The organism is Sciscionella marina DSM 45152, from assembly GCF_000379465.1.
Taxonomy (GTDB): Bacteria; Actinomycetota; Actinomycetes; order Mycobacteriales; family Pseudonocardiaceae; genus Sciscionella; species Sciscionella marina.
Genome location: NZ_KB905389.1, coordinates 78,388 through 101,214 on the forward strand (window position 1 = coordinate 78,388; position 22,827 = coordinate 101,214).

Here is a 22,827-nt window from a genome sequence, read left to right on the forward strand (position 1 = left end):
CTCGCGGAGAAAAGCCAAGCCGCCTGAGCGGCGGCCCTGCTCCGAGGTCTCGCCCGACCGCCCTCTCCGGACAGCAGCCACCGTGCGATTCTGGGCAGCCGAAGCCGAAACGCCCCGCGATGCCCGGTGATCGCATCGGTCATCGGGTGGACACGGACAAAACTCGCGCCGACCAGATCCTCGGCGAGGCTCTGATCACGACCAGAAAATCCCTGCCTGCAGACCGACGCTGCGCCGTCGATCCGTCCGACGGGCTGATCGAGCCGGACAATGTCGCGGGGCTCGGAAAGCGACATACTCACCTTCCGATGCCCATCGCGTCCAGGATGACCGTCTGCGCGGCGAACGCCGCGAACACGACCGCCATCACATAGCAGCTCATCGCGCCACGTCTGGCTACCCGCACACGCTTCCCACGCTCGGGCGCGTGCTCGGCTCCCGGCCAGACGAGGCCGGCCACCCGTCTACGGCCCCATCGCCCGACCAGGAACAAAGCCATAGCAAAGGCGAGAAACAGCGCCGCCGTTCCCATTGCTCATCGCCCTCCGGGCTGTTCGCCACCGATCGGGGAACCCCCACTGGCCGCATCCCCGGGAGGAGCTGTCGGATCGACCGGCCGGTACTCGTCGGCGTAACGGACGTCCGCGTCATCGAGTTTCCCGGTGAGCCAGGATCGCCATTTGCCCAGCGCACGCTGCATCTGCAAATCCTGCTTCAATTGGTCCTTGACCTTGTCGAACTGCGCCGGTTGCGGCGGTGTGATCCCGGTTACCTCGCCGACGTTCCAGCCGTACTTGCTCTGCACAGGCCCGAACACCGTACCCTGACCGGCCGCGAAGGCCGCGCCGCCGAACTTCGCGTCGAGCTGGTCCTTTGTCACTGCCCCGAGCGCACCGCCCTGCTCGCGGGTGCTGGCGTCTCGGCTCACCTGACGAGCGACAGCGTCGAACGGCTTACCCGAACGGATCTGCGAGATGGCGCTATCGGCGCTTGCCTTGTCCTGCACCACAATATTACTGATTTGGCGCTTTTCCGGGGTCGCCAGCTGCGCGCGGCGTTTGGTGAACGCGGAGCGCACATCCTGGTCGTTCACCGCGGGTACATCAGCGGTCACCTTGTCGAACAGGCGTGACAACGCCAGCCTTCGCTTCAGCTCCTGAACGACCGCTTGTTCGTTGGTTCCCTGGTTCCCGAGTGCCGATACGAACTTGCTGTAGGCATCGGGGCCGTCACCGAGCTTCTGTGCGACGAACTTCGACAGCGTGTCCCTGGCCGTCTTATCGGCCACCTGCAATCCGTTGTCTTTCGCCGCCTTATCGAGGACGAGACTCACGACGTAGGATTTCGCGGCGTCTTTGCGAAACTGCGCCAGCCGCTTCTGGTCAGCCGGCACTTGGACGCCGTACAACGCGTGCATCGTGTCGACCTGCTTATCAAGCTGGTCCACGGTGATGTCATTGTCACCGTATTCGAAGGCCACCCCCCGCGGGAGCCAGGTCGGCAGGAACGAGAGAACTCCTTCTCCGGACTCCATCCCGAGCAGCGATTTGCCCGAACGCAGCCAAAAGAAGCTGCCGCCGAACACGAGAATCACCACCAGCACGACCACTACGGCCACCCTTGTCGAGCGTCGGCTCGACTGCACGAGGCTGGAAAGCTTTCTACGGATTCCGATCGGCCGACCGGTGGGCTCCGGAGTGCGCTGCTGCGGTTCGGATTCGCCGTCAAGCGCCGCCCGCAGGCGCGCTCTGGCCGATTCCGCTTTGGACACAGGCTCGTCGATCTGTTCGGTGTACTGCGGTTCCAGCTCCGTAGGCTCGCCCAGCGCCTCGAGCAGTCGTTCGCGCGCACGCCGCGCCTTCGGCCCGTAATCTTGTTCCCCGGTCTCGCTACGGCGGGGTGCCACATCGGTCTCGAGTTTCATGACTGCGCTCCAACCACGGCTAGTCGTCCTGTTTCGTTGCCTGCCTTTCCGCCTGGGATTCGTGGGTTAGGTCTGACCCGGGTGGCCGCCACGACGCAACTCGCCGAGATCAGGGCCAGCACGACCGAGCCCGCGAGCAGGGCTCCGAACTGCGCGATCGCCGCAAGCCCGGAGACGAGCAGCACGGCGTAGCCGACAGCCGAGCTGGTCGCCGCGAGTAGCACCGAGCGGTACAGCCCTGCGCTTCGGGATCGTCTCGCCTCGGCGAGCAGCACGGTGAACTCACACCCCACCGTCGCGGTCAGCGACCCGAGGCAGACAGTGATCGGACTCAGAGGGATACCGAACAACCACAACAGAAACAGCCCGCTTCCAGTGGCTAACGCCGCCGCGAGAACGGCACGGCCGGCGTCGGCCCGTCGGCGCAGCCCAATCGAGAGCACTGCGCCCGCGGCGAGGATTCCGGCTATATTGCCAAATACGCGCTCCTTCGAGAGCAGTTGATTGCCGTGCACCGCGACCATCGGGAGCCCGCTGAGCTGAACGTGGTATCCCTTCGGCGGGGGCGGCAAGGATGCGCGCAGATCATCCCGAAGCCCCTGCAACGTACCGAGGTCATCAAGCTTGACCCCGAAACTGAGCAACGCGACCTTGTTGTCACTGCGGAAGATCGATCCGGTCAGATAGGACGGCAGCAGCCGGACACCTGCCTGGATCTGCTCCGCCGAGGGATTCGCCCCGAGAAACGGGAGCAAGGTGGGTGGGGACACGACGGTGTGGAGCTGGTCACCGTGTTTCGCGATGGCGACGTCCTGGGCGCGCTGCGCCCACCCGACCGCCTCCGGGGACAATACGTCCGGTCCGCGCAACACGACATCGAGCTCACCCGATGAACCGATCGTCGACTCTACCGAACGCGCCTGATTCATCTCGGGCAGACCGGCGGCGAGCTTGTCCACGCTGGCTTCGACACCAAGTCCGGGCAGCAGCGCCCAACCGGCCACCGCGGCTACTCCGAGAAGCGCCAACGGTCCCCATCTGGCGAGGTAACCGCGCTGCCGCTCGATCCGCCACTCGGCAACCGGCGCCGGTTCGACGGGCAGCAGCCGGTAAAGAACCATCCCGCTGAGCGCGGCCAGCAGCACGCCGATCGCCATCGAGAGACCAAGATCCTGCACGAACGGCAAGGGCGTGAACAGCAGCGTGGCGAAACTTGCCGAGGTACCGGCCACAACGGCCAAGACCAGCCGTTTGCTGGCCCGCTGCGCGAAATAGGTCGGATAATAGCTGCCGATACCAAGCAGGGCGGGTAAGAACGCGGCTACTCCGAGCGAGACCGGTTTATCGAGCCAGCCGAACACGGCCAGTGTCAGGCCGACGGCTATCACGGTGCTGCACACCGGGAGCAACCTGCGTCGCCACCGCGTCCAGGGGATCAGCAGAAAACACGCCCCTACCGCGATGATCGCGGCGGTGCCCAGCAGGGGGATCTCGGAGCGGACCTTGTCTCCGAGTGCGGAGATCAGCGCCGGAACACCGGACACGTGGACGTCCGCCGCGTCGAGCTTCGCATCCGCGACGGCCTGGCGGACCTGTGCGACAAGCCGGTGCGCGGCCGCCTCATCAAGCCCTTGACGCGGCCGGACGAGCACGGCGACCGAGTCCCTGTTCGGGATGATGAACCGCCACTGAGGTTTCGGGCTGCCCCCGGCGCCGTAGACGGCTGCCTTGACGAAATTCGCGTTGTGCAAGGTCGGCAAGCCGGAGGGCAACGCCTGCACGAGCAACTTGCCGTATCTGGCGTCGAACTGCGCGGCTGCGGCCTCGCCCGCCTCCTTCGCACCTGCCTCGCCGAGGCCGTGTTGCTTGGCCGCGCTTATCGCCTGGTCGCGGATGCCGTCCCGGCGTCCGGTCAGCTCCGCGAGCAAGTCCTGGGTCTGGCCGGCGATCTGGTTCAACGTCGTGCCCGGCCCGTATACGACAGCGGAGTCGGGCAGCTTCGAGAGCTTGCCCTCTAGCCGCACGAGGGGCATCAGGTGCTGCCCGTCGAGTTGCTGATCAGGCTTGCGCCCGTGGACCAGCACGACGATCGGGTCGGCGCCGAACGAGCGGGCGAGTTCGTCGGTCTGGCGCAGCACGCTGTCGTTGTTGGGCAGGAACGAGTCCAGGTCGGTACGAACCTGCAGCTGCGCCAGCCCCCCGGCGAGGAATCCCGCCAGCACCAGCCCGCCCAGCAGCGAAAGCCATACGCGCCGCGGGGCAAGTCTGGCCCGCATCCGAGACAGCCTTTGGCCGAACATCTACTTTCCCTCTTGTTTGATGTGCGGGTATTTCCCGGTGAACGGCGCCGGATCCACAGCCGAACCGGGCCCCGGATAGGGATTGTTCCGGTTGAACAGCGGAAGCTGCGTCGTCAACGGCAGTCCGGGGGCGCTCTTCTCATTCGCGATCAGCCCCACCTTCAGCACCCCGCTGTCGGTGTTGAGCGACTGGCCGAAATTCGTGAAGAAGGCGGTCAGGTCATGCGCGTACGGGCGCAGGTAGGAAAGCATCGGATTCACATCGCGCAGGGCCACGTCCACATGCGGGATCGCTGCGGACACGTCCTTCGAGACGGCTGGCACCCTGTCCAGCGTTCCCGGTGCCCTGTCGAGGGTCCGGTCCAGGGAGGGCAGGAGTCCGCGCAGATCGGAGGCTGTCGCCGGGAGTTGCCGCAGTGCCGCACTGACTTGTGGCGCCGATCGCTTCAGATTCGTGGCAACCGGAGCAAGCGAATCGGAAAGCGAACCGAGCCCCGAGGTCGCACGGCGCGCGCTGTCGAGCACCCCTGGCAGCTTGCGCAGCGTCGTCCGGATATCATCCTGCCCGTTGGCCGTCACCTTGCTGATCTGGTCGGCGTCCGAGACGAGCTTCGCGATCTGTCCCTGCTTGTTGTCCAGCGCGGCGACCAGCGTGGCGGCATCCCCGGTCAGCTTGCGCAGGTCGCCGGACTGGCCTGCCAGCGCGTCTAGCGCGCCCCGGCCCTCCCGCGACATATCGCCGACACCGGCCATCGCCGCGGAGAGGCTGTCCTGGCTGTTCGACGTGGCCTTTCCAAGAGACCGGACCGAGCTGGCCAATGCCTGCCGTGTCGGGCGGTCGAGACTATTGAGCACATCGTTGAGTTCGACAGCCGGTTGTCCAGACCCGTCGGGAAGCAAAGTTCCGTTGCGCAGTGGTGCACCGGCACCGTCGTGTACCTCGACGAAGCTTTCTTCCAACAGAGTCTTGTACCGCACGCGGACGGTCGCCCCCTCGTGCAGCGGGCGCGGACCGGCATCGAGCTGCATGGTCACTCGCGCCTGCCCGCCGTCCGGCTCGATGGACACGACCTTGCCGATCCCTACCCCGGCCGCCATGACCTCCGAATTCTCCACCAGGTTGGAGACGTGCGGGATGTCCACCGAGATGCGGTAACCCTCACTGGTCACCAGTGGTATCCGGCCACCAGAACCAACCCACAGATAACCGAAGAACGCCAGACATGCCGCCGCGAAAGCGAGAACCATCCCGAGCCGGATGTGGACCATCGTGGAATGTTTGATCTTCATGCGGCCCTCACTTCGCCGGTTTCCCGAGCGTGCGCAACAGCGGAATGGTGTCCGGACCGACCTGCCCGATACCACGGAGCGTGCCGCCGTCCCCGTCGGTGACGCTGGTGGCCGATCCGGTGTTGTAGACGAAGGCCTGCAAGTCCTGCAGATACGGCACCAGCGAACCAGTGACGGGGTCGAGCCGCGAGCTGATCTGTTGGAGGTCGGGGAGCGCGGCGTTCACGTCACCGACGACCGGCCTGAGATCGGACACGACCGGCTCTGCCTGTTGCACAACGGGTTTCGCCTTGTCGGCGACGGATCCGAGTCGATCGGCAGTATCCGAAAGCCCGGCAAGCGCACCGGGTAGTTTGCCCGACGCGCGCCGGACGTCGTCCAGCGTCGGGTTCAGCTGACCGGTCAGCTCCTGCACCACCTGTGTGGCCTGATGCAGCTGGTCGGTGAAATCGGGGAGACGGCGCAGGGTGGAGTCGAGCGGACCCCCCTTGTCGGCGACCGTCCGCAGGGTCTGCTGGAGGTTGCCTGCCAGATCGGAGAGCCGCTGGTCATTGCCCCCGACCGCCTGCGAGATCGTGGCCAGTTCACTGACCAGCGCCGCGATCTCCTGCTTGCGCGTTCGAAGAGAGGACATCACCGGTTGCAAATCCCGGACCACCTTGTCGGTCGCGCTCAGGCCACCGGGCAGGTGACGGGGCGCGTCGGCCAGCGCCGTGTCCGACTCGTTGATCAGCGCGCCGAGCGCCGTTCTCGTGCCCCGATCCAGGTGCTGGGTCACCTTGTCGATCGTCACCGGACTCCGCGTATTGCCCAACGGCAGTGTCGCTCCCTGAGCCAGCGGCTTCCCGTGCTGGGCGTCGCCTGGGTTCACTTCCACGTACATCTCGTTGAGCGGGCTCTTGGGGCGCAACACCAGCGCCGCGTTCGAGTACACCCGGTACTTCGGGTCGATACCGAGTTCGACGTCGGCGGTGCCGTCCTTGGCGACACTGGCCGCCTGGATGGCACCGACCGTGACACCGGCAATCCGGACTTCCTGCCCCTGTCCCGCCGCGACACCCTGTGCATCAGAGAACTTGGCGTGGAAGACGAACCGGTTCGTCCACGGCCACGCGGTCAGTCCGGAGCCCTGGTGGCCGAGAATGATCCCACCGGCAACCCCGGCGAGCAGGAGCAGCACGACGAACATCGCGACATTGCGGCCGAGTTTCGGCTCGGTACGGATGCGCTGCCAGTACTTGCGCAGCTTGGCGCGCTTACTCATCGATCGCCCTTCTCACTGATACCCGTCAGATGTCCGAGCAGTTGTTCGAGGCTGATCGGCAGGCCGCTGACCGTTCCCGCGCTGACCCCGATGCCGAATCCGATCGTGGCGCCGTTCTTGTCAGTGACGGAGGCGAGCCGGTCCATCCCGGCGACCGTGTAGGCCAGCTGCTTGTACAACGGCTGATTCCCGCCGCTGTTCTTGTAGTGACCGGTGCCGTGATACGGCGAGAGCACCGTCTTCGTGACAGGACCGTTCAACCGGTCGAGCACCGGTCCACGCAAGTCGTCGAGCACCGGCGAAAGCTGCTTCGCGGTCGGGGTCAGCTGGTCGACAAGGGGGCGGGCATTGGTCAGCAGATTCTTGAGATCACCGACCACCGGGCGTGCCTTGGTCAGGGCGGGGTCGAGATGGGCGAGCGTGGTGTTCAGCTCCCGCACTGCTGGACGCGCGGGCCCCGCGGTTTCGCGCAATTTGACCAGGGAATCCTTCAGCTCCGCCAGCCCGGAATCGGTCGAATCGAGTGTGGCGGGCAGCTTGTGCAGAGTGCCGGCGAGATCCTGCGAACGGTTTCCGAGCACGGTCCCGGTGCGGTCCAGATCGGCCGTGATCGAGTCGAGCTGCCCCTGCTGTCTGGTCAGCGCCGCCCCCGTCTGCTCGAGCCCGTCGACCAGATTGGGAAGATCGTTACCTGGACGGTTCCCTTGCACCGCAGTGAACACCGGTCCCGCGTCGGTAAGAGTGCTGTGCGCGTCCGCGAGCAAATCCTGCAGCGCCTTGCGCCCACGGCCATCCAAGGTCTCGGCTCCATTTCGGACCGTTCCCTGCAATGATCGCAGCGTATCGGGCTGAAGTGTCCTGGTGATCTTGTCCATCTCGACCGGGACTGTGGTCCGTGTCCGCGGAATCCCGGCAGCCGAGCGTCCCGGGGGTCCGCCGGGGACCAGGTCGATGTAGTAGTTGCCGCCCAGCAGCGTGGTCGGCCGGATTCTCGCCGACGGTCGGCTGCGGAGCTTATCGGGGATATCGTCACCGACGCGCATCGTGACCATCGCCGGACCGGAGCGATCCCGGTCCACGGCCGTGACGGTACCGACGTCGATCCCGGACATCTTGACCTGGCTGCCGTACGGAACGATGCCGTAGTCCTGACTGAACCGCGCCGTGATCGTGGGCTCACCGCTGAACGCGACCTCCAGCTGTTGCTTGTAGAAGATCAGCACGCCGATCGCGGCAGTAACCGTGATCAGCACCAAGCCCAGGGTCAGCGGCCGGATCCCCCGCGAATTGCGCAAACCGATACGTGCCATCACTTTCCGCCGTTCTGCCCAAGCAGGCTGGTCTTGCGGTCCTTGATCGCCTGTCCAGGGGCCGGGTAGGGATTCCGTGACACGGTCGGATCCTTGAGGCCTGGGACCAGTCCGGTCAGCAACTCGGTGCTCGGAAAGATGAAGAACCGTGCCCAATGTCCGGAGTCATCCCCGTCGCTGAGCGCACGCGTCACGTAGGTGAAGAAGTCCGCGATCTCCGGGGAGTAGGCGCGCAACGTCGCGACCGGATCGGCGGCCGTGTTCACGGTCTTGGTGAGTTTCGGCGCCAACGGCCGGGCATCCCGCATGACACCGGTCAGATCGCGGACGGCCGGATCTGCCTTGGTGGCCACGGGCGGCACCTTGTTCAGCGGCCGGACCCCTTCCCGCAACACGCCGCGGACATCGGGAGTCGCTTTGCCGAGTGCCTCCGCCCCACTGCGCAACTGCGTCATCGCGGAGCCGGTATCGGCGAGCGGAGGGTTCAGCTTGCGCAGCGCGGTCCGTGCCTCGGTCAGCGTGCCCGGCACCTTTCGCAGCGTTGCGGACAACGGCGCCCCGCCGTCGGTCGCGGCGGCGTCGAGCGTGGTATCGAGCTGCCGGACCAGACCGGCGAGTTGTTGCTGGCGTCCCTGAAAGCGCCCGGCGAACGCATCCACCGCACGCAGCATTCTTGCCGTTCCCGCTCCGCCACGTGACGAGAGCGCCCGTGAGATCGTACCGACATCCGGCAGCTCGTCGGGGAGGGCTCCGACCGTGTCGTGCAGATCCTTCGCGTGTCCGGCCAGCCCACGTCCGGTCTGGCGAATCGTCGAGCCGAGTGCGTCACGAGTCGGTTTGTCCAGGACGGCAAGCAGGTCGGTGACATCCTGTGCCCCGGTCGTATCCGCAGGTCCGAGCAACTGCCCCGGACGGAGCGCGCCGGCGTCCGGTGTTCCGGGATTCAGGTTCACGAACTTGAGGCCGAGGGCCGAGCGCGCGCCCACCGATGCCGCCGTCGCATTGGCGTTGCGGTAGATCTTGTCGGTACTGCTCAGGTTGAGATCCGCTATCGCCACACCGCGCACCAGGCGGATATCGCCGACCTGGCCGACGCGGACACTTGCGATCCTGACGTCATCGCCCGGCCGCAGCGAACCGACGTCGCTGAAGGCCGCGCGCACCGTCAGTCTTGTCGTTCCCGGGATCCCGTGTTGGGCGGAGACTGCGAATATCGCCGCGGCGGCGAACACAGCAGCGACAACGCCACCGATGACCACTGACTTGGTCCGCTTGCGTGCTGCCATCAGTTCCCGCCTCCGATGAGGAATTGCATCGCGTTCGATTCCTGCTGCGCGCTCAGGCCTGTGGCGCTTCCGTCCGGTTTCTTCTGCGGTGCAAGCAATCCACTCGGCTGGCTGCCCTGCTTACCCAACAGCGAGGAGAGCACACCGCCGAGTCCATGTGGCTGCTCTTGGGCGATCGGTCCCGGCGCCGGACGTTGTGGCTGGGCGCCACCGGCGGCACCAGGCGGCGGCTGGTTGAGCGAGGGAATTCCGGTCGCCTTCTTGCCGAGCAGTTCGGGCAGTACGCTGCCGAGGGTGATGTTGGCGTCGAAACTCAGGTGGGCGCGGAAGTAGTGCGAGATGCCGTCGTAGCCGTTGGTCGTCAATGCCCAGTAGCGCAAGAAGTTCAATACGTTGCCGAAGTTGTCCGAAAGATCGGTGACCACCGGCCGCGCATTCGAGACCACACCACGAAGGTTCGGGCTCGCGGCACGAAGCTGATCGGCTACGGGGCGGGCCTGCTCGAGGAGCTGCTTGGCGTGGTCGAGCACCGGTTCGGCGCTGCCCAGCGCCGGATTCGCGGACGCGGTGAATCCTTGGAGTTCCGCGCTGATCTGGTCGAGATTGTCCGTTGCCGGGCGCAACGCCCGTAGCGAGGGCGTCGTCTGGCGCGCCGTGGAGGTCAACGTCGAGAGGGTGCGGCTCGCATCCGTCAGCGTCGCGGGCAACTGCTCCAGCGTGTCATTCAACTCTCGCTGCCGCGCAGCGGTGACAGCCGTCACCTGATTCGCGGAGGACATCAGGCCGTCGAGCGATTTCCCGTGGTCGTCGGCGAGTGCCTTGGTCACCGGCCCGAGCTTGTCGACCAGATCGTTTAGCACACCGTTCTGATCGTGCAGGATCCGGGAGAACTTGCCGGTGTCACGCATCGCCGGTTCGAGCGCGGCGATCGCTTTCCTGGCGTTCTGACCGTTCCCGTCCAGGCCTTCGCCCAGCGTACCGATCAGCGCGCTCAGCGCATCACCTGTGGGCTGGTCCACCGTGTCGAGCACCTGGTCGAGATCGGTGCTCTGGGCCGTCTGCTTCGTCGGCAACACTTCACCGGGCCGCAGCGCAGGCGCCGCGTCCGAGCCACGATCGAGGTCAAGATAACGTTCGCCGAGCAGGCTCACTGCCCGGATCGTCGCGTGTGCGTCCGTGTGGATCGGGTATGCGCTGCTGTCGAGCTTCATCGACACCACGGCCTCATGCGGCTTCGCGAGCCGGATAGCCGAGATGGACCCCACCTTCACCCCGTGCACCTTCACATCGCTGCCCTCAAGCAACGGGCTCGCATCGGTGAACTGGGCACGAAGCACTCCGCCCTGCTGATCGGCTGTCGTGCTCACTACCGTCCAGCCGGAGGCCGCGAGCAAGACCGCGACGACCAGCAGTACCGTTTTTCCGACCGGCATCCGCCGCAGGCCGGGCTTGATACTCGACTTACGTGCGTTCACCGGACTCCCTCCCCCGCGGCATCGGTCCACGGCTGGCCGGCGAGCGCACCGGGGGACGGCTGCTGTTCGACCTTGAATCCGGGCGGTGTGATGCCAGGGTTGATGTTCACGCTGCTCAGCCCGACTTGCGCGAGAACCCGCGCGTAATGACCGGTACCCGAGTAGTTCCCCATCGCCGAACCCCAGTTCGACACGAGCCCGGCGAGCTCGGGAGTGTAGGGCCGGAGAAAGTCCACGGCCGGCGTCAGGTTGGTCACCAGCGAGTTCACCCCGGGAACCACAGCGTGCGCACGGTCGAGCAGACCGGGCGTATAGCGCAGCAGTGTGCTCGCCGAGGCCAGTGTCGGGCGCAGCTGCGCGGTCAGGGGACGCAAATCGCTCAGTACCGGTTGAAGGTTCCCCGCCACCGAGGGAAGCCGATCGGTGGCCGGTTTGAGCTCATCGAGCAGCGGTACCGCCCGGTCGGTGGCAGAAGGTACCGTGTCGAGCGTCGATTTGGCGGTGTCCAGCGTCCCAGGCAACTTGCGCAGCGTCGCGGCGAGTGCGCCGCGCTGATCGACGGTCGCCGAACTCAGTTGCGAGAGCCGGTCCACGATATCGCGCACCTGTCCGTCCCGATTAGACAGTGTCGAGAGCATCTGCTCGACCTGCGTCACCAGTGCCTTGATCGCCGGACCGTCGGTCCCCAGGCCTTTGAGTACCTCGCCGAGTGCACCGAGTGCGGGGCCCGCCGAGCGCACCGTGTCATTGACGTCCTGCTCATGCCCCTTCAGCGTTCCGTCGAGCCGGTTGACCAGCGCGTTGAGCTTGTCCCGTGTCGGCTTGTCCAGTGCAGCCAACACCTGGTCGATCTCCATCGGCTGGGGCATGCTGCCCGGGATCATCCCCCCACTGGGGATCACTATGTTCGAAGCGGGACCATCGGTGAGATCCAGGTGCCGTTCCCCTACCAGGGCCTTCCAGCGCACGACCACGCTCGCACCGGCGTGCAGCGGCGTGTGGGAAGAGTCCAGATCGAGGGTCACCTTCGCCCTGCCGTTCTCGGCCTCGATCGATTCGACGGTTCCTGCCTCGAATCCGTGCATCTGCACGGTTCCCCCGGGGACCAGGTTCGTCGCCGAAGCCAGCATCACCGTCACCCGATACGAATCGCCGCCGAGGAAGACGAATCCGGCGGCACCGAGCACGACGGCCACCGCGATCACGACAAGCAGCGTTCTACGCATCGTCAGTCCATTCCCAACGGGCCGGCCGACTCGCCCGCGAGGAACTGGCGGACGAACGGATCCGAACAAGCGAAGGCCTCCTCGGCCCCGCTGTAATGCACGACCTCGCCTCGCCAGATCAGGCCCACATAGTCGCTCAACTTCCTCGCGCTCCGAATATCGTGAGTGACCACGAGGTAGGTACCGCCGTATTCTTTGTGGATATCGAGGATCAAATCGCAGAGCAGACTCGTCCGCACCGGGTCAAGGCCGGAGTCGGGCTCGTCGAAAAGTACGATCTTCGGGTTCAGCACCAAAGCACGGGCGAATCCGGCGCGTTTACGCATTCCTCCGGAAATCTCGGAGGGCGTCTTGCCGATCGAAGCCTCCAGCCCGACTTCCTTCGCCCGGCTCATCACGAGCTCCTCGATGTCATCCTCGCTCATATCGGTATGCTTTCGCAACGGGAAGGCTATGTTGTCGTAAAGATTCATAGATCCGAAAAGCGCACCGTCTTGGAACAGGACGCCGAAATTCTTTCGTATCTCGTAACGTTCGGCTTCCGGAATATTCCAGATGTTCTTCCCGAAGACGATCACCTCACCCTCATCGGGTTCGAGCAGGCCGACGAGATGTTTGATCAAGACGCTCTTCCCGGTACCCGAAGGACCAAGGATAGTGGTGATCGCGTTATCCTTGAAGTTCAGCGTCAGATCTTTCATGACCTGAAAATCGCCAAAAGACTTCTTCAAGTTTCGCACCTGCATGGTCGACGGCTCCGGATCCAGCCGCTGATCACCGCGCATGGCGGCGGAATCTACTTCACCGTTGATCGTTCCGGTGTCGACGCGGTTCCCGTACACTTGTTCCTCCGAAGTGTTCGACTCCTCAGTTGGCAACCGGCGCATTGACGTTTCCGCCCCAGAGCAACTGGGTCGAAAGGAACGCGATCACGTGGACCAGCACCATGTTCAGCATCATCGATCTCGCAGTATTTCTCCCGACACCTACGGGTCCACCGCCCGCGTTGTATCCGTAATAACAGCCGACAAATATGATGGCCGTGGCCATGAGAATGACCTTTATCAGCGCGTACAACAGGTCAAGCGGATTCTGAAAAAGCCAGAATATGAACGAGTAACCCCCGGACGAGACACCGCCGAGCAGCTGCACGGTCACCAGGTAGCCGCCGATGAAGGAGATCCCGAGACCGACGACGAACAGAAAAGGGATCGCCAGCCATGCCGCGACCACCCGTGTGCCGACCAGATAGCTCCGGGATTTGACGCCCATGACCTCCAGCGCATCGATCTCGTCCGATATACGCATCGAACCGATCTCCGCCACCAGTCCACAGCCGACCTTCGCCGCGAAGATGTAACCGTACATATACGGCGACATTTCCCGCAGCAGGCACCATGCGTTGAACACACCCGAATAGAGCGGCGCTCCGATCTGATCGAGTACGTATTTTCCTTCCAGGCCGCACTCATAGCCGATGACGAACTGCATCAGCCATATAATCAGCCCGCTCGATAGGATGATGATCCCGGTCTGATGAAATATCTCGGGAACGAAATGCCGAAGGTCACCGAACGACCGGACGGTGCGCCCGGAGAACTTGGCGATCTCACCACCTGTTCCTACGGCTGTACGTACTTTGCCAAGGGCACCGGAGAGCGAGAGTTCGACGTAGTCCTCTCGTGGACTCCGGGGTGACCTGCTTTCACGCCCGTTTTGCGAATCGGTAGTCGTCACGGCAGTTCCACCTCACTTGAATGCCTGCATGCCGGGGTTGAGCCCGAGCAGGATCGCCGTGAAGACGGCGTTGAAGATCCATGTGGACGCGAAGGCGATCACGACCCCCTGGTTTACCGCACGGCCGACCCCGACCGGACCGCCGGCGGCACGGTATCCCTTGTAACTGCACACAACCCCGATGATGAGTCCGAACAGTGCAGTTTTCGCTACCGTGGCCCATATATCGGTCGTTGTCGAGTTGGCAAAGAACAGCGAGAAGAACGAAGCCGCGTCCGCCCCGTGCAGCGGTACCGCTCCTACATAACCGCCGATGACACCGCAGGCGAGGGAGAGCAGATCCATCAGCGCCGTCACGATCACCATCGCCACTACTCTCGGCACCACGAGCGTCCGTATCGCGTCGACGCCGAGCACTTCCATGGCGTCGATTTCCTCGCGGGTACGCCGAGCGCCGAGGTCGGCAGTCAAGGCGGTACCGACGACGCCCGCGACGATCATGGCGTCGATCCACGGCCCGAACTCACGAACGCTACCGACCACCATCAGCGATCCGAGCCGTTCGGGGACACCGAGTAGCGCAAGAAGGTTGCCTGCCTGGATCCCCACGACACCGAGCCCGAACGCCGTGCTGGAGAGAAAAAGGGGAAACCAGCACAGCTTCAGCGCGTCGAACAGCTGGTTGCGCACTTCACCCCAGTAGCCGACCGGATGCCGCGCGGCCGACCACAGCACCTTGGCGCCGAACCGGACGATATCGCCGGCATCGGCGAGCGGCGCCGCCACGGCATCCAGGGCCTTACGGATACGTAACGCCCGGCGCCGGCCAAGCGAAACCCTGGAAACGGTCAACGCAGGCTCCTCGCTCCTCGCTCCGACATTGCTACAAAGTGAACCCGATCAGAATCTATATTTCCACACGATTACCCCGAAAACCTCCGGCTGTCGGTCTCGGAACCCCCACATGGAGGTATCACCGCCGCGCCTTTCGCGATCGCATAATAGTTGAAGCAAATCCGCGAAGACCGCCGATGACAATTCCGGTGCACACGGTCAGAGCAACCTGTCCCCCGTGCAGCCCCCCGCCGAGTATCACCAATGGCAACACGAGAAGATATGCCGAAAGCGAGGCAATGGCCCCGTGCAAAATCGGCCACTCCGCCTCTCCTATACGCGCGGAAGCCGACACAAAAGCCAAGACGGCGACAGCGATGAGGCAGTACCGGCCGATTGACGGAACGAGATCTGCCACCAGAGGCTCCGCGAGACCGCCGAGAACGAAAAGGGTGAAACCGCGAGACGCTCCACGCACCAACACGGGCGCATCGACATGTTCCGCCCACGCCATAAGATCGATACGGTAAAAAGGCCGACGGAGCGCGCCACGATTCATCATATTACGGCCATCTCCTCAAGTAGTCCGTATTGGACAGCACGGGTCACCGTCTTTGTTCTGGTTCCGGTTCCGAGTTTTCGCATGACCCTGGTGAGGTGATCTTTGACGGTGTATCTGCTCAAATGTATTCTTTCGCCGATTTCGCGATTGGTGAGACCTTCGGCGACGAGCTCCAGTACAGCGCGTTCGTTCGGGGTCAAGGAAATCTCGGCCTCGCTCAGGTCTTCCGGCACCGCCGTCACATCGATCACGCTCTGCCCATCCGCCGCGGCGCGGAGCTGCTTTCCCAGCTCCTCGGACGGTGTGCTTTTCAGCAGGAAGCTCCGCGCCCCGGCGTCAAGGGCACTGGCCGCCGATGTGGGGTCGTCATAACTGGTCAACATGGCGATGTGAACGCCAGGGCTGAGCAGGCGAGCGCTTCGGACGAGATCGACACCTGATAGAGAGCCGAGACGCAGGTCTACGACCAACAGATCGATCGTCCGTGAAGTCAGGAATCGTATCGCCTCGGCCGGGTCCAGGAACGCTGCGACGACCTTGATGCCGAAGCGGTTCGCCAAGCGCGCCAGGCCGTCCAGCACCAGCTGGTGGTCATCGACGAGCACGGCGCGCCGAAGTTGTGCCCCCTGCCCGCCGTGCTCTGCTGCCGCTGCCTCCGGTGCGAGCCGGTTCATGACTGGCCACCGGCAGGCCGCACCGGACGAACCAGAGCAATCCGGTATCGCCGCACCGAGAATAGGTCTCGAGCCGGCATCGGAACGCCGCAACGGCCCCTGCATCGACGTAATCGGATACTCATCGTCATCGCTCCCACGCCTCATTGCGTACCCGCTGGCCACGCACCGCTGAAGCCCTCGGGTGGCCAACTGCTACAAATTTTATAGTCAAGATTAAAGTAAAAAGCAAGCGCCCTCGGGTTCGGGACGCCGACAGCCGCACCGGAGCCGGACCGTCCCTTGTTCAGGTACGGGATCGGCGGAACCCGGCGGAATTCGGCGCCCTGGTAGAAATGCCCGCGCTCAGTCCGCCCGGGACCGCCCTTTTCGCCATGGTCGGCCACCGGGGCTACGGCGCCAATCGCAGCGACAATCAGGAGAACGTGGAGGTACTCAGAAGAATCGGCGCAACAAACGCAGCTTCCGTTCGGTATACGGCGGGTACAGCAGCGCGGGATCCGGCCTGGACGGTTTCGAGAGCACAGCCTTCCGGTGGCTGAGGGTTTCGAAGCCCCACCGTCCGTGGTAGGCACCGATACCGCTGTCGCCCACACCCCCGAACGGAAGGTTCGGCTCGAGACAATGCATGGCGACGTGGTTGACCACGACACCTCCGGAGCTCGTCGCCTGCAGCACTCGTTCCCGTTGAGCGTTCGATTTGGTGAATAGGTATATCGCAAGCGGTTTGGGCCGTTCGTTCACAAAACGAACCGAAGAATCCAGTGAGTCCACTGTGAGCACCGGCAGGATCGGACCGAAGATCTCTTCGGCCATGACCGGAGAGTCCGGCGCCGGATCGAGGATGATCGTCGGCTCGATCCCGAGCGCTGCCGCGTCATAGCCGCCCCCGACCACCCGCTCACCGTCCGAACCATCGAGCGCCGCGGTGAGCCGTTCGAACTGCCGCCTGTTCACGATCGGCTGGGTCGAGCAGGACTGGTGTGCACGCAAAGCGCGCACCGCCTTCGTCAACTCTTCGAGGAATCGGTCCTGGACAGAGTGCTGCACCAGTACGTAGTCGGGAGCAATACAGGTCTGCCCGGAGTTCAGCAACTTGACCCAGGCGATCCGCTTCGCGGCAACGGCCAGATTCGCGCTCTCCATGATGATTACCGGGCTTTTGCCGCCAAGTTCCAGCGTGACCGGAGTCAGGTTCGGTGCGGCGGCTTCCATGATGCGCCTGCCCACCTCGGTTCCACCGGTGAAGAAGACATGGTCAAAGCCTTCACCGATCAATGCCTTCGTCAGTTCCGCCTCACCCTGCACCACGGAGTATGCCTGCCGATCGACATACTTCGGCAGCAGATCGGCCAGCAGCCTCGCCGTTGCGGGCGCATGTTCCGACGGTTTGATCACCGCACAATTCCCCGCTGCGATCGCGGCTACCAACGGCCCCAGTGTCAGGTAGACCGGGTAGTTCCACGGACCGATGATGAGCACCGTGCCGAGTGGTTCGTACTCATACCAGCCGCGCCCAGGAAGAGACGTCAACGCGACCGAGGTGCGCCTGCGCTTGACCCAGCGCCGTACTCGCTTGCGCGCGAACGCGGCCTCCGCTTTGGACGAGGCGATGTCACCGAGCCACGCTTCGCCATAGGGGCGCCCGAGATCCGCATAGAGCGCATCGGCGATCGCCTTCTCATGCTCTTCGAGCAACCGCTCGACACCGTGAAGCTGCCTGATTCGCCACTGCACATCCCTGGTCTTCGCGGTGGCGAACGTGGCGCGCAGCTTACTTACCAGTTCTGTCACGGCCGACGAGTCCGGCCGCTGCACGGCTGCGACGGTCGGCGCCTTCGGTGTCCCGCTCGTCAGGTCAGACGTCACTGCTCTGCTCCTTTGCTACAGCCATCAGGGACCGGTCCGGGCCACCCTTGAAGCGACAGCGTACCGCACTTTATAGTCTACGTTAAACAACTGCGATAGCATGCCTACCGTAAGCGTGGCGTGCAGCGAAAGGAATCTCAATGACGAGTACGAACGGGCTCCGCTGCGTGGTGACGGGCGCAGCTTCCGGTATCGGCCACGCGGTTGCCGAACAGCTCATCAAGGGCGGGGCCAGCGTGACCAGTCTCGACCGCAACGAACCAGCGGCCGCCGTCGATGAGCACATCACCGTCGACCTTTCCGATCGCGCGAGCATCGATCAGGCCGTCGAACAGCTCGGTACCGGATGGAACGCGCACATCAACGTCGCCGGACTGCCGGGCACGTACGATCCGACGCTCGTTTTCAAGGTGAATTTCCTCGGCATGCGTCATTTGTCCGAGGCGATGTTCGACCGGCTCGAACCGGGCGGAACCATCGTCAACGTCTCGTCGACCGCGGGTTTCCAGTGGGCCGAGCGTCTCGGCGCCATCCGTGAACTCCTGACGCAGGACACCTTCGAGTCAGGGCTGCGCTGGTTCGAAGAGCACCCGCAAGAGGGAAACGCGTACAACTTCGCCAAGGAATGCGTCACCGTCTACACGATGGCGATGGCGACCGGCCTCGTCGAGCAGGAACTGCGGATGAACGCGGTACTTCCCGGGCCGGTGCAGACCCCGATCCTGCCGGACTTCGAACAGTCGATGGGCAAGGACACCTTGGACGGGCTAAAGGGTCTGCTCGGCCGACACGCCACGCCCGACGAGGTCGCCTCCGCCATCCTGTTTCTGGCTTCGCCGGATTCCTCCTGGATCAACGGGCATCCGCTTGTGATCGACGGCGGCATCAGCGGAGCGGTACTCTCCGGCATCGTGCCCCCACCGGAAATCTGACCGTACGGAAGAAACCCCGAACAAGGTCATCGCATGACCAACGCTCGTCCGGACAGTGAAAGCTCCATGCAGTCAGGTCGATGCTGAAGGCAAAGTGCACCGGACGGACCCGTACCGTTGCGGTCCTTGATCCATAATGCGTCGACGTGGACACTACCGAAGGGAATCCCAGGCTCGGTTGCACTATTCGATGGTTCGGTCCCGCGGTACCGTGGTTGCAACAACTTCAGCCTCGGTCGACATGGTCGTTGTGAACGCTGACCTAATTCTTCGAGCCTGCACTCATGTCCACCGGACGGCTGATCCTTGCCGTGGCGTCGCTGACCGCGCCCCGGCCGGTTCGCCAGGGTAACCGGCGTCCGGGAATCGCCGAAACTGACCTACATGATCAGTATCTACGGCGGACACGCACTGGCCATGGGTCTGGGCTACCTCACCAGTGGCCCCGTCGAACGCGCGAGATGGACGCGACTCGGACTGGCGATCGACACCCCCGAAACCCTTGTGGGCATCACCCGTCTCATCCGAGGACATATGCCGTCGCGGGTGGTGATCAGCATGATCCCCCTGACCGGCTCCTACGCGGCGATCGGCGCCGCTGAAGTCTTCACAGAACGAAGCCCGGACTTTCGGGGCACGCGAAAGGAAGACCGCCGCACCTGGGCGTTCGCGCGTTCACCTACGCGCGGGGGGACTGTCGGAACATTTGTGGGCGGCCTGGTGATCGCCTACTAGTTACTGGGCGTTGATGCGGTCTCCGTAGTGGAGGGACAGCGTGTTCAACACTTGTTTCCAGCTTACTGTCTTTCCGGTGATGTTGGTGCGGTTTTTGAGGGGTTTTTTGATCACGAGATAGAGAACTTTCAGCGCGGCTTGCTCGGTGGGGAAATGACCCCGCCGACGAGTCGCCTGCCAGAACCGCGCATTCAAACTCTCGATCTGGTTCGTGGTGCACACGAGTTTGCGAATATCGGGCGGGAACGCCAGGAACGGAATGAAGTGCTCCCAATTGTCGCACCACATCCTGATCATCGCCGAATACCGGTCTTCCCATTCCGCAGCGAACTCATCGAACAGCGCCTCCGCGACGTCGAGGGTGGGTGCGGTGTAGATGCCCTTCAGGGATTTCGCGATCTGGCTCCAATACTTCTTCGAGGCGTAGCGAAGGCTGGCCCGCACGAGATGCACCACGCACAATTGAACATCCGCGGCTGGCCAGAGTGAGTTCAGCGCCTCGGGTAGACCTTTCAACCCATCACAGGCGATCAAACAAATATCCTCGACACCACGGGTTTTCAGATCAGACAGGTGGTTGATCCACTCCTTGGCGCCTTCGCCACCGGTACCGACCCACATGCCCAGCACGTCCCGCTCACCAGCAGTATCGACACCCACAGCCACCTACACCGGACGGTTCGCGACGCTACCTTGTCGAACCTTGACCATGATCGCGTCGATCATCACGACCGGATACACGCGGCGGTTTCCATCGGTCGTTGCGAATCCTGGTGGGAAGGGGTTCGTGTGTCGAAGTACGCGTGGAACAGGATGCCGCAGGGGATCAAGCGCCGCTACTTTGAGCTGATCCGGACGGGGATGAGCGGCGCGGCGGCGTCGGAGCGGGTTGGTGTGTCGTTGAGCTGTGGGTCGTTGTGGTTCATCGACGCTGGTCGCGGGAACATGATCGAGAAGCCGATCTCGCGGCGCTATCTCACACAGGACGACCGCATCGAGATCGCCGACGGGCTGGCTCGCAACGAGCCCGTCAAGACGATCGCGGGGCGGATCGGGAAGAGCCATCAGACCGTGTATCGGGAGATCGCACGCAACCGTAAGCCGGATGGCCGATATCAGCCGTGGTATGCGCACAACCAGGCTTATCTGCGTCGCCGTCGGCCCCGAACTCGACAGTTCGCCGCCGACGCGGAGCTACGCGAGGCCGTGGCCGCGAAACTGGCCCGGCACTGGTCACCAGGCCAAATCGGCCGATGGCTACGGCGGCGATTCCCACGCCGCACCGCCTGGCATGTGTGCACCGAGACAATCTACGAAGCCATCTACCGCGGACTGATCACCGTCGTCAGCATGACAACGTTACGCACGGGTCGAACCTATCGGCACCGACGGGGCCGTGGCCGGTCCCGCGACGGTGCGCTGAAACAGTCGACGAAGATGCGTTCGATCCACACCAGACCGATCAGTGCGCAGACCCGCCGACAGGCTGGCCACTGGGAAGGGGACTTGCTTGTTGGTGCCGGTCAGCGGTCCGCGATCGCGACGCTGGTGGAACGCAAGACCCGATTCACGCTGCTGGTCCCGCTCGAGCGGGACCACTCCGCCCGCGCAGTCGGAGACGCTCTCATCGCCGCATTCAGAACGCTACCGCCTGGACTGCAGCGGAGTTTGACCTGGGACCAAGGCAACGAGATGTTCCATCACCAGCGGATCGAAAGAGCTACCGGACTGAGGATCTACTTCGCTGATCCGCACTCGCCCTGGCAACGTGGCAGCAACGAGAACACCAATGGCCTGCTACGCCAGTACCTTCCTAAAGGGACAGACCTCAACACCTGGTCCGGCAACTACCTCACTCGCGTCGCCGCCGAGCTCAACGAGCGGCCACGTCTCTGCCTCGGCGATAGAACCCCGCAGCAGCTCATGCAACAATGGCGGCGTCGTCAAGCAACACTGATTCGCAACGATCGTTAGAAACCGCCCCGAATCAAGAGGACGATTCTGCCACTCGGCCATCTCACCGATCACGCTGTCGGTAATCCGTGACACCGTCTCCTTCGACACCGAGGCACCATAGATCTCTGCGAAATGCGCCGAAATCTCCCCGGTCGTCAACCCTTTCGCATACAAAGAAAGGACCACTTCGTCCACATTCCTCAACCGGCGCTGCCGCTTGCGCACAATAACCGGGTCAAACGAACCCTCACGATCCCGCGGTACCGCGACCTGCACCTCACCCACAGCATCCGACACCACCGTCTTCGACCGGACCCCGTTACGGACATTCGTGCCCTCACGGCCCGGCTCATCCTGGTGCTTGTCATGGCCGAGGTGCTCAGTCATCTCCGCGTTCAGCGCGGTCTCCAGCACCGTCTTCGTCAACTGCTTCAGCAACCCATCCGGGCCGGTCAGAGCGAGGCCCTGCTCCTGCGCCTGGGCGACCATCGTCACCGCCAACTGCTCCTGCGCCGACAACGTCTTCGCCGGCTCTTTACCCGATTTCCTGGTCGTCATAGCGTCCAGTGTCATCACACATCGTGCCCATCCCGCCGGACCACGCCCGGCGTGTTCAGGGCCGAAAACACCGATCTTGAAACAGTCCCAGCTCAGGGAAACAGGGCCCGCACCTGTGCTGGAGCCGGCCCGTCCGGTCCGATCAGGACGACGGCGTCGTCGAAGCCGGCTTCCGCGTAGCGCTGGAGCACCTCACCGGTGGGGCCGAGATCGCCGGGTCCGGACAGCGGGACGGCACAGACGATCGCTCGGGTGCCCCCGGCGGCCCGGTACCGTTCGTGCGCGGCGATGATCTGATCGGTGCTGCGGCGGTGAGCCGACACCAGCCAGCCGTCGAACTCCCGGGCCGCCCGCTCGACCTTGGCGCCCCAGGAACCGAGCAGAACCGGTGGCGTGCCGCCCGCCGGGGCGAGGTCGGCATCGCTGTCCCGCCCATGAGCAAGCAAGTGACGCAGTCGCGGCAGGTTCTCGTCGAAGGTTCGGAATCGCGCGGAATGGTCCCGGTCGAAGACGGCGTAGTCGGTCTCGTCCGATCCGGGACTGAGGCCGAGTGTCAAGCGGTCGCCGCACACGGTCATGAGCGACAGGATCCGGTGGGCGAGGTCGGCGGGATGGTGCAGCGGTACCTGCAGGGTGGCTGTGCCGACCTCCACGTGTTCGGTGGCCGTCGTCGCGGCCGCCAGGCTCACGAACGGATCAGGGACCAGGATGCCGCGTCCGATCACCTGGGGTGTCCACAAGCTCTCGAAACCTTCGCCTGCGAGGCGCTTCGCCCATTCGGCGATCGCGATCGGCGGCCCCGGGGCCAGGTGAGCGAGTGTCGCACCCAACCGCATGTGCTCTCCCTTCCCCGTGCGGCGACAGTACCGTTCCCGCACAGGGCGGCCAACGTGCC

General features: G+C 64.1%; 18 protein-coding genes and 2 pseudogenes. 3 read left to right on the plus strand and 17 right to left on the minus strand.

Features of this window, described 5'->3' with window-relative positions; translation table 11 throughout:
- Nucleotides 1-298 precede the first annotated feature (298 nt).
- From A37U_RS43900 to A37U_RS0115490, 14 genes are all read right to left on the minus strand, one after another.
- A complete protein-coding gene (locus A37U_RS43900) occupies nt 299-499 on the minus strand; it encodes a hypothetical protein (RefSeq protein ID WP_157182843.1) in 201 nt (66 codons plus the stop codon).
- A gap of 36 nt (nt 500-535) precedes the next feature.
- A complete protein-coding gene (locus tag A37U_RS43905; RefSeq protein ID WP_020497546.1) occupies nt 536-1,924 on the minus strand; it encodes a peptidylprolyl isomerase in 1,389 nt (462 codons plus the stop codon).
- Complete coding sequence (locus A37U_RS0115435) at nt 1,921-4,200, minus strand: MMPL family transporter (protein ID WP_020497547.1); 2,280 nt, start codon at nt 4,198-4,200, stop codon at nt 1,921-1,923. Before A37U_RS0115435 ends, A37U_RS43905 begins: the two co-directional genes overlap by 4 nt.
- A 24-nt stretch (nt 4,201-4,224) precedes the next feature.
- Nucleotides 4,225-5,514: an MlaD family protein gene (locus A37U_RS0115440; RefSeq protein WP_020497548.1), complete on the minus strand. Its 1,290-nt coding sequence runs from the start codon at nt 5,512-5,514 to the stop codon at nt 4,225-4,227.
- A 7-nt stretch (nt 5,515-5,521) separates the two neighbouring features.
- Nucleotides 5,522-6,778, minus strand: a complete 1,257-nt coding sequence (locus A37U_RS0115445) for an MlaD family protein (RefSeq protein ID WP_020497549.1) — start codon at nt 6,776-6,778, stop codon at nt 5,522-5,524.
- The gene (locus A37U_RS0115450) at nt 6,775-8,088 is read right to left on the minus strand and encodes an MlaD family protein (RefSeq protein ID WP_020497550.1); all 1,314 of its coding nucleotides are present in this window, start codon (nt 8,086-8,088) and stop codon (nt 6,775-6,777) included. Before A37U_RS0115450 ends, A37U_RS0115445 begins: the two co-directional genes overlap by 4 nt.
- Nucleotides 8,088-9,374: an MlaD family protein gene (locus A37U_RS0115455; protein ID WP_020497551.1), complete on the minus strand. Its 1,287-nt coding sequence runs from the start codon at nt 9,372-9,374 to the stop codon at nt 8,088-8,090. Before A37U_RS0115455 ends, A37U_RS0115450 begins: the two co-directional genes overlap by 1 nt.
- Nucleotides 9,374-10,849, minus strand: coding sequence for an MlaD family protein (locus A37U_RS0115460; RefSeq protein ID WP_020497552.1), 1,476 nt, complete (start codon nt 10,847-10,849; stop codon nt 9,374-9,376). The genes A37U_RS0115455 and A37U_RS0115460 overlap by 1 nt, the downstream gene beginning before the upstream one ends.
- Nucleotides 10,846-12,075, minus strand: a complete 1,230-nt coding sequence (locus A37U_RS0115465; RefSeq protein ID WP_026197252.1) for an MlaD family protein — start codon at nt 12,073-12,075, stop codon at nt 10,846-10,848. Before A37U_RS0115465 ends, A37U_RS0115460 begins: the two co-directional genes overlap by 4 nt.
- 2 nt (nt 12,076-12,077) lie before the next feature.
- Nucleotides 12,078-12,860 carry an ABC transporter ATP-binding protein gene (locus A37U_RS0115470; protein WP_051898776.1) on the minus strand — a complete coding sequence of 261 codons (783 nt, stop codon included), beginning with the start codon at nt 12,858-12,860 and terminating at the stop codon, nt 12,078-12,080.
- Between the two features lie 82 nt (nt 12,861-12,942).
- A complete protein-coding gene (locus A37U_RS0115475) occupies nt 12,943-13,812 on the minus strand; it encodes an ABC transporter permease (protein ID WP_026197253.1) in 870 nt (289 codons plus the stop codon).
- Between the two features lie 12 nt (nt 13,813-13,824).
- Nucleotides 13,825-14,664: an MlaE family ABC transporter permease gene (locus tag A37U_RS0115480; RefSeq protein WP_231644891.1), complete on the minus strand. Its 840-nt coding sequence runs from the start codon at nt 14,662-14,664 to the stop codon at nt 13,825-13,827.
- A gap of 540 nt (nt 14,665-15,204) precedes the next feature.
- Nucleotides 15,205-15,882, minus strand: coding sequence for a response regulator (locus tag A37U_RS0115485; RefSeq protein WP_020497558.1), 678 nt, complete (start codon nt 15,880-15,882; stop codon nt 15,205-15,207).
- Between the two features lie 435 nt (nt 15,883-16,317).
- On the minus strand, nt 16,318-17,751 hold the full coding sequence (locus A37U_RS0115490; RefSeq protein WP_020497559.1) for an aldehyde dehydrogenase family protein: 1,434 nt from the start codon (nt 17,749-17,751) through the stop codon (nt 16,318-16,320).
- 140 nt (nt 17,752-17,891) lie between these two features.
- Between A37U_RS0115490 and A37U_RS0115495 the strand changes: the two genes are divergently transcribed.
- Together A37U_RS0115495 and A37U_RS48370 are read left to right on the plus strand one after the other, a co-directional pair.
- Nucleotides 17,892-18,683: a coniferyl-alcohol dehydrogenase gene (locus tag A37U_RS0115495; protein WP_020497560.1), complete on the plus strand. Its 792-nt coding sequence runs from the start codon at nt 17,892-17,894 to the stop codon at nt 18,681-18,683.
- A gap of 384 nt (nt 18,684-19,067) precedes the next feature.
- Entirely contained in the window at nt 19,068-19,418 is a 351-nt protein-coding gene (locus A37U_RS48370) for a hypothetical protein (protein WP_020497561.1), read from the plus strand.
- On the opposite strand, the pseudogene A37U_RS0115505 reads toward A37U_RS48370, so the two are convergent.
- Nucleotides 19,419-20,162, minus strand: a pseudogene (locus A37U_RS0115505) (IS256 family transposase); the annotation flags it as partial. It abuts the gene before it with no gap.
- Nucleotides 20,163-20,207: 45 nt separating this feature from the next.
- Between A37U_RS0115505 and A37U_RS49700 the strand changes: the two are divergent.
- The gene (locus A37U_RS49700) at nt 20,208-21,392 is read left to right on the plus strand and encodes an IS30 family transposase (RefSeq protein ID WP_083933538.1); all 1,185 of its coding nucleotides are present in this window, start codon (nt 20,208-20,210) and stop codon (nt 21,390-21,392) included.
- 12 nt (nt 21,393-21,404) lie between these two features.
- Here the strand turns inward: A37U_RS49700 and A37U_RS53650 are convergent.
- Together A37U_RS53650 and A37U_RS0115515 are read right to left on the minus strand one after the other, a co-directional pair.
- Nucleotides 21,405-21,932, minus strand: a pseudogene (locus tag A37U_RS53650) (transposase); the annotation flags it as partial.
- A 92-nt stretch (nt 21,933-22,024) separates the two neighbouring features.
- Entirely contained in the window at nt 22,025-22,768 is a 744-nt protein-coding gene (locus A37U_RS0115515) for an LLM class flavin-dependent oxidoreductase (protein WP_020497564.1), read from the minus strand.
- Between the last annotated feature and the right edge of the window lie 59 nt (nt 22,769-22,827).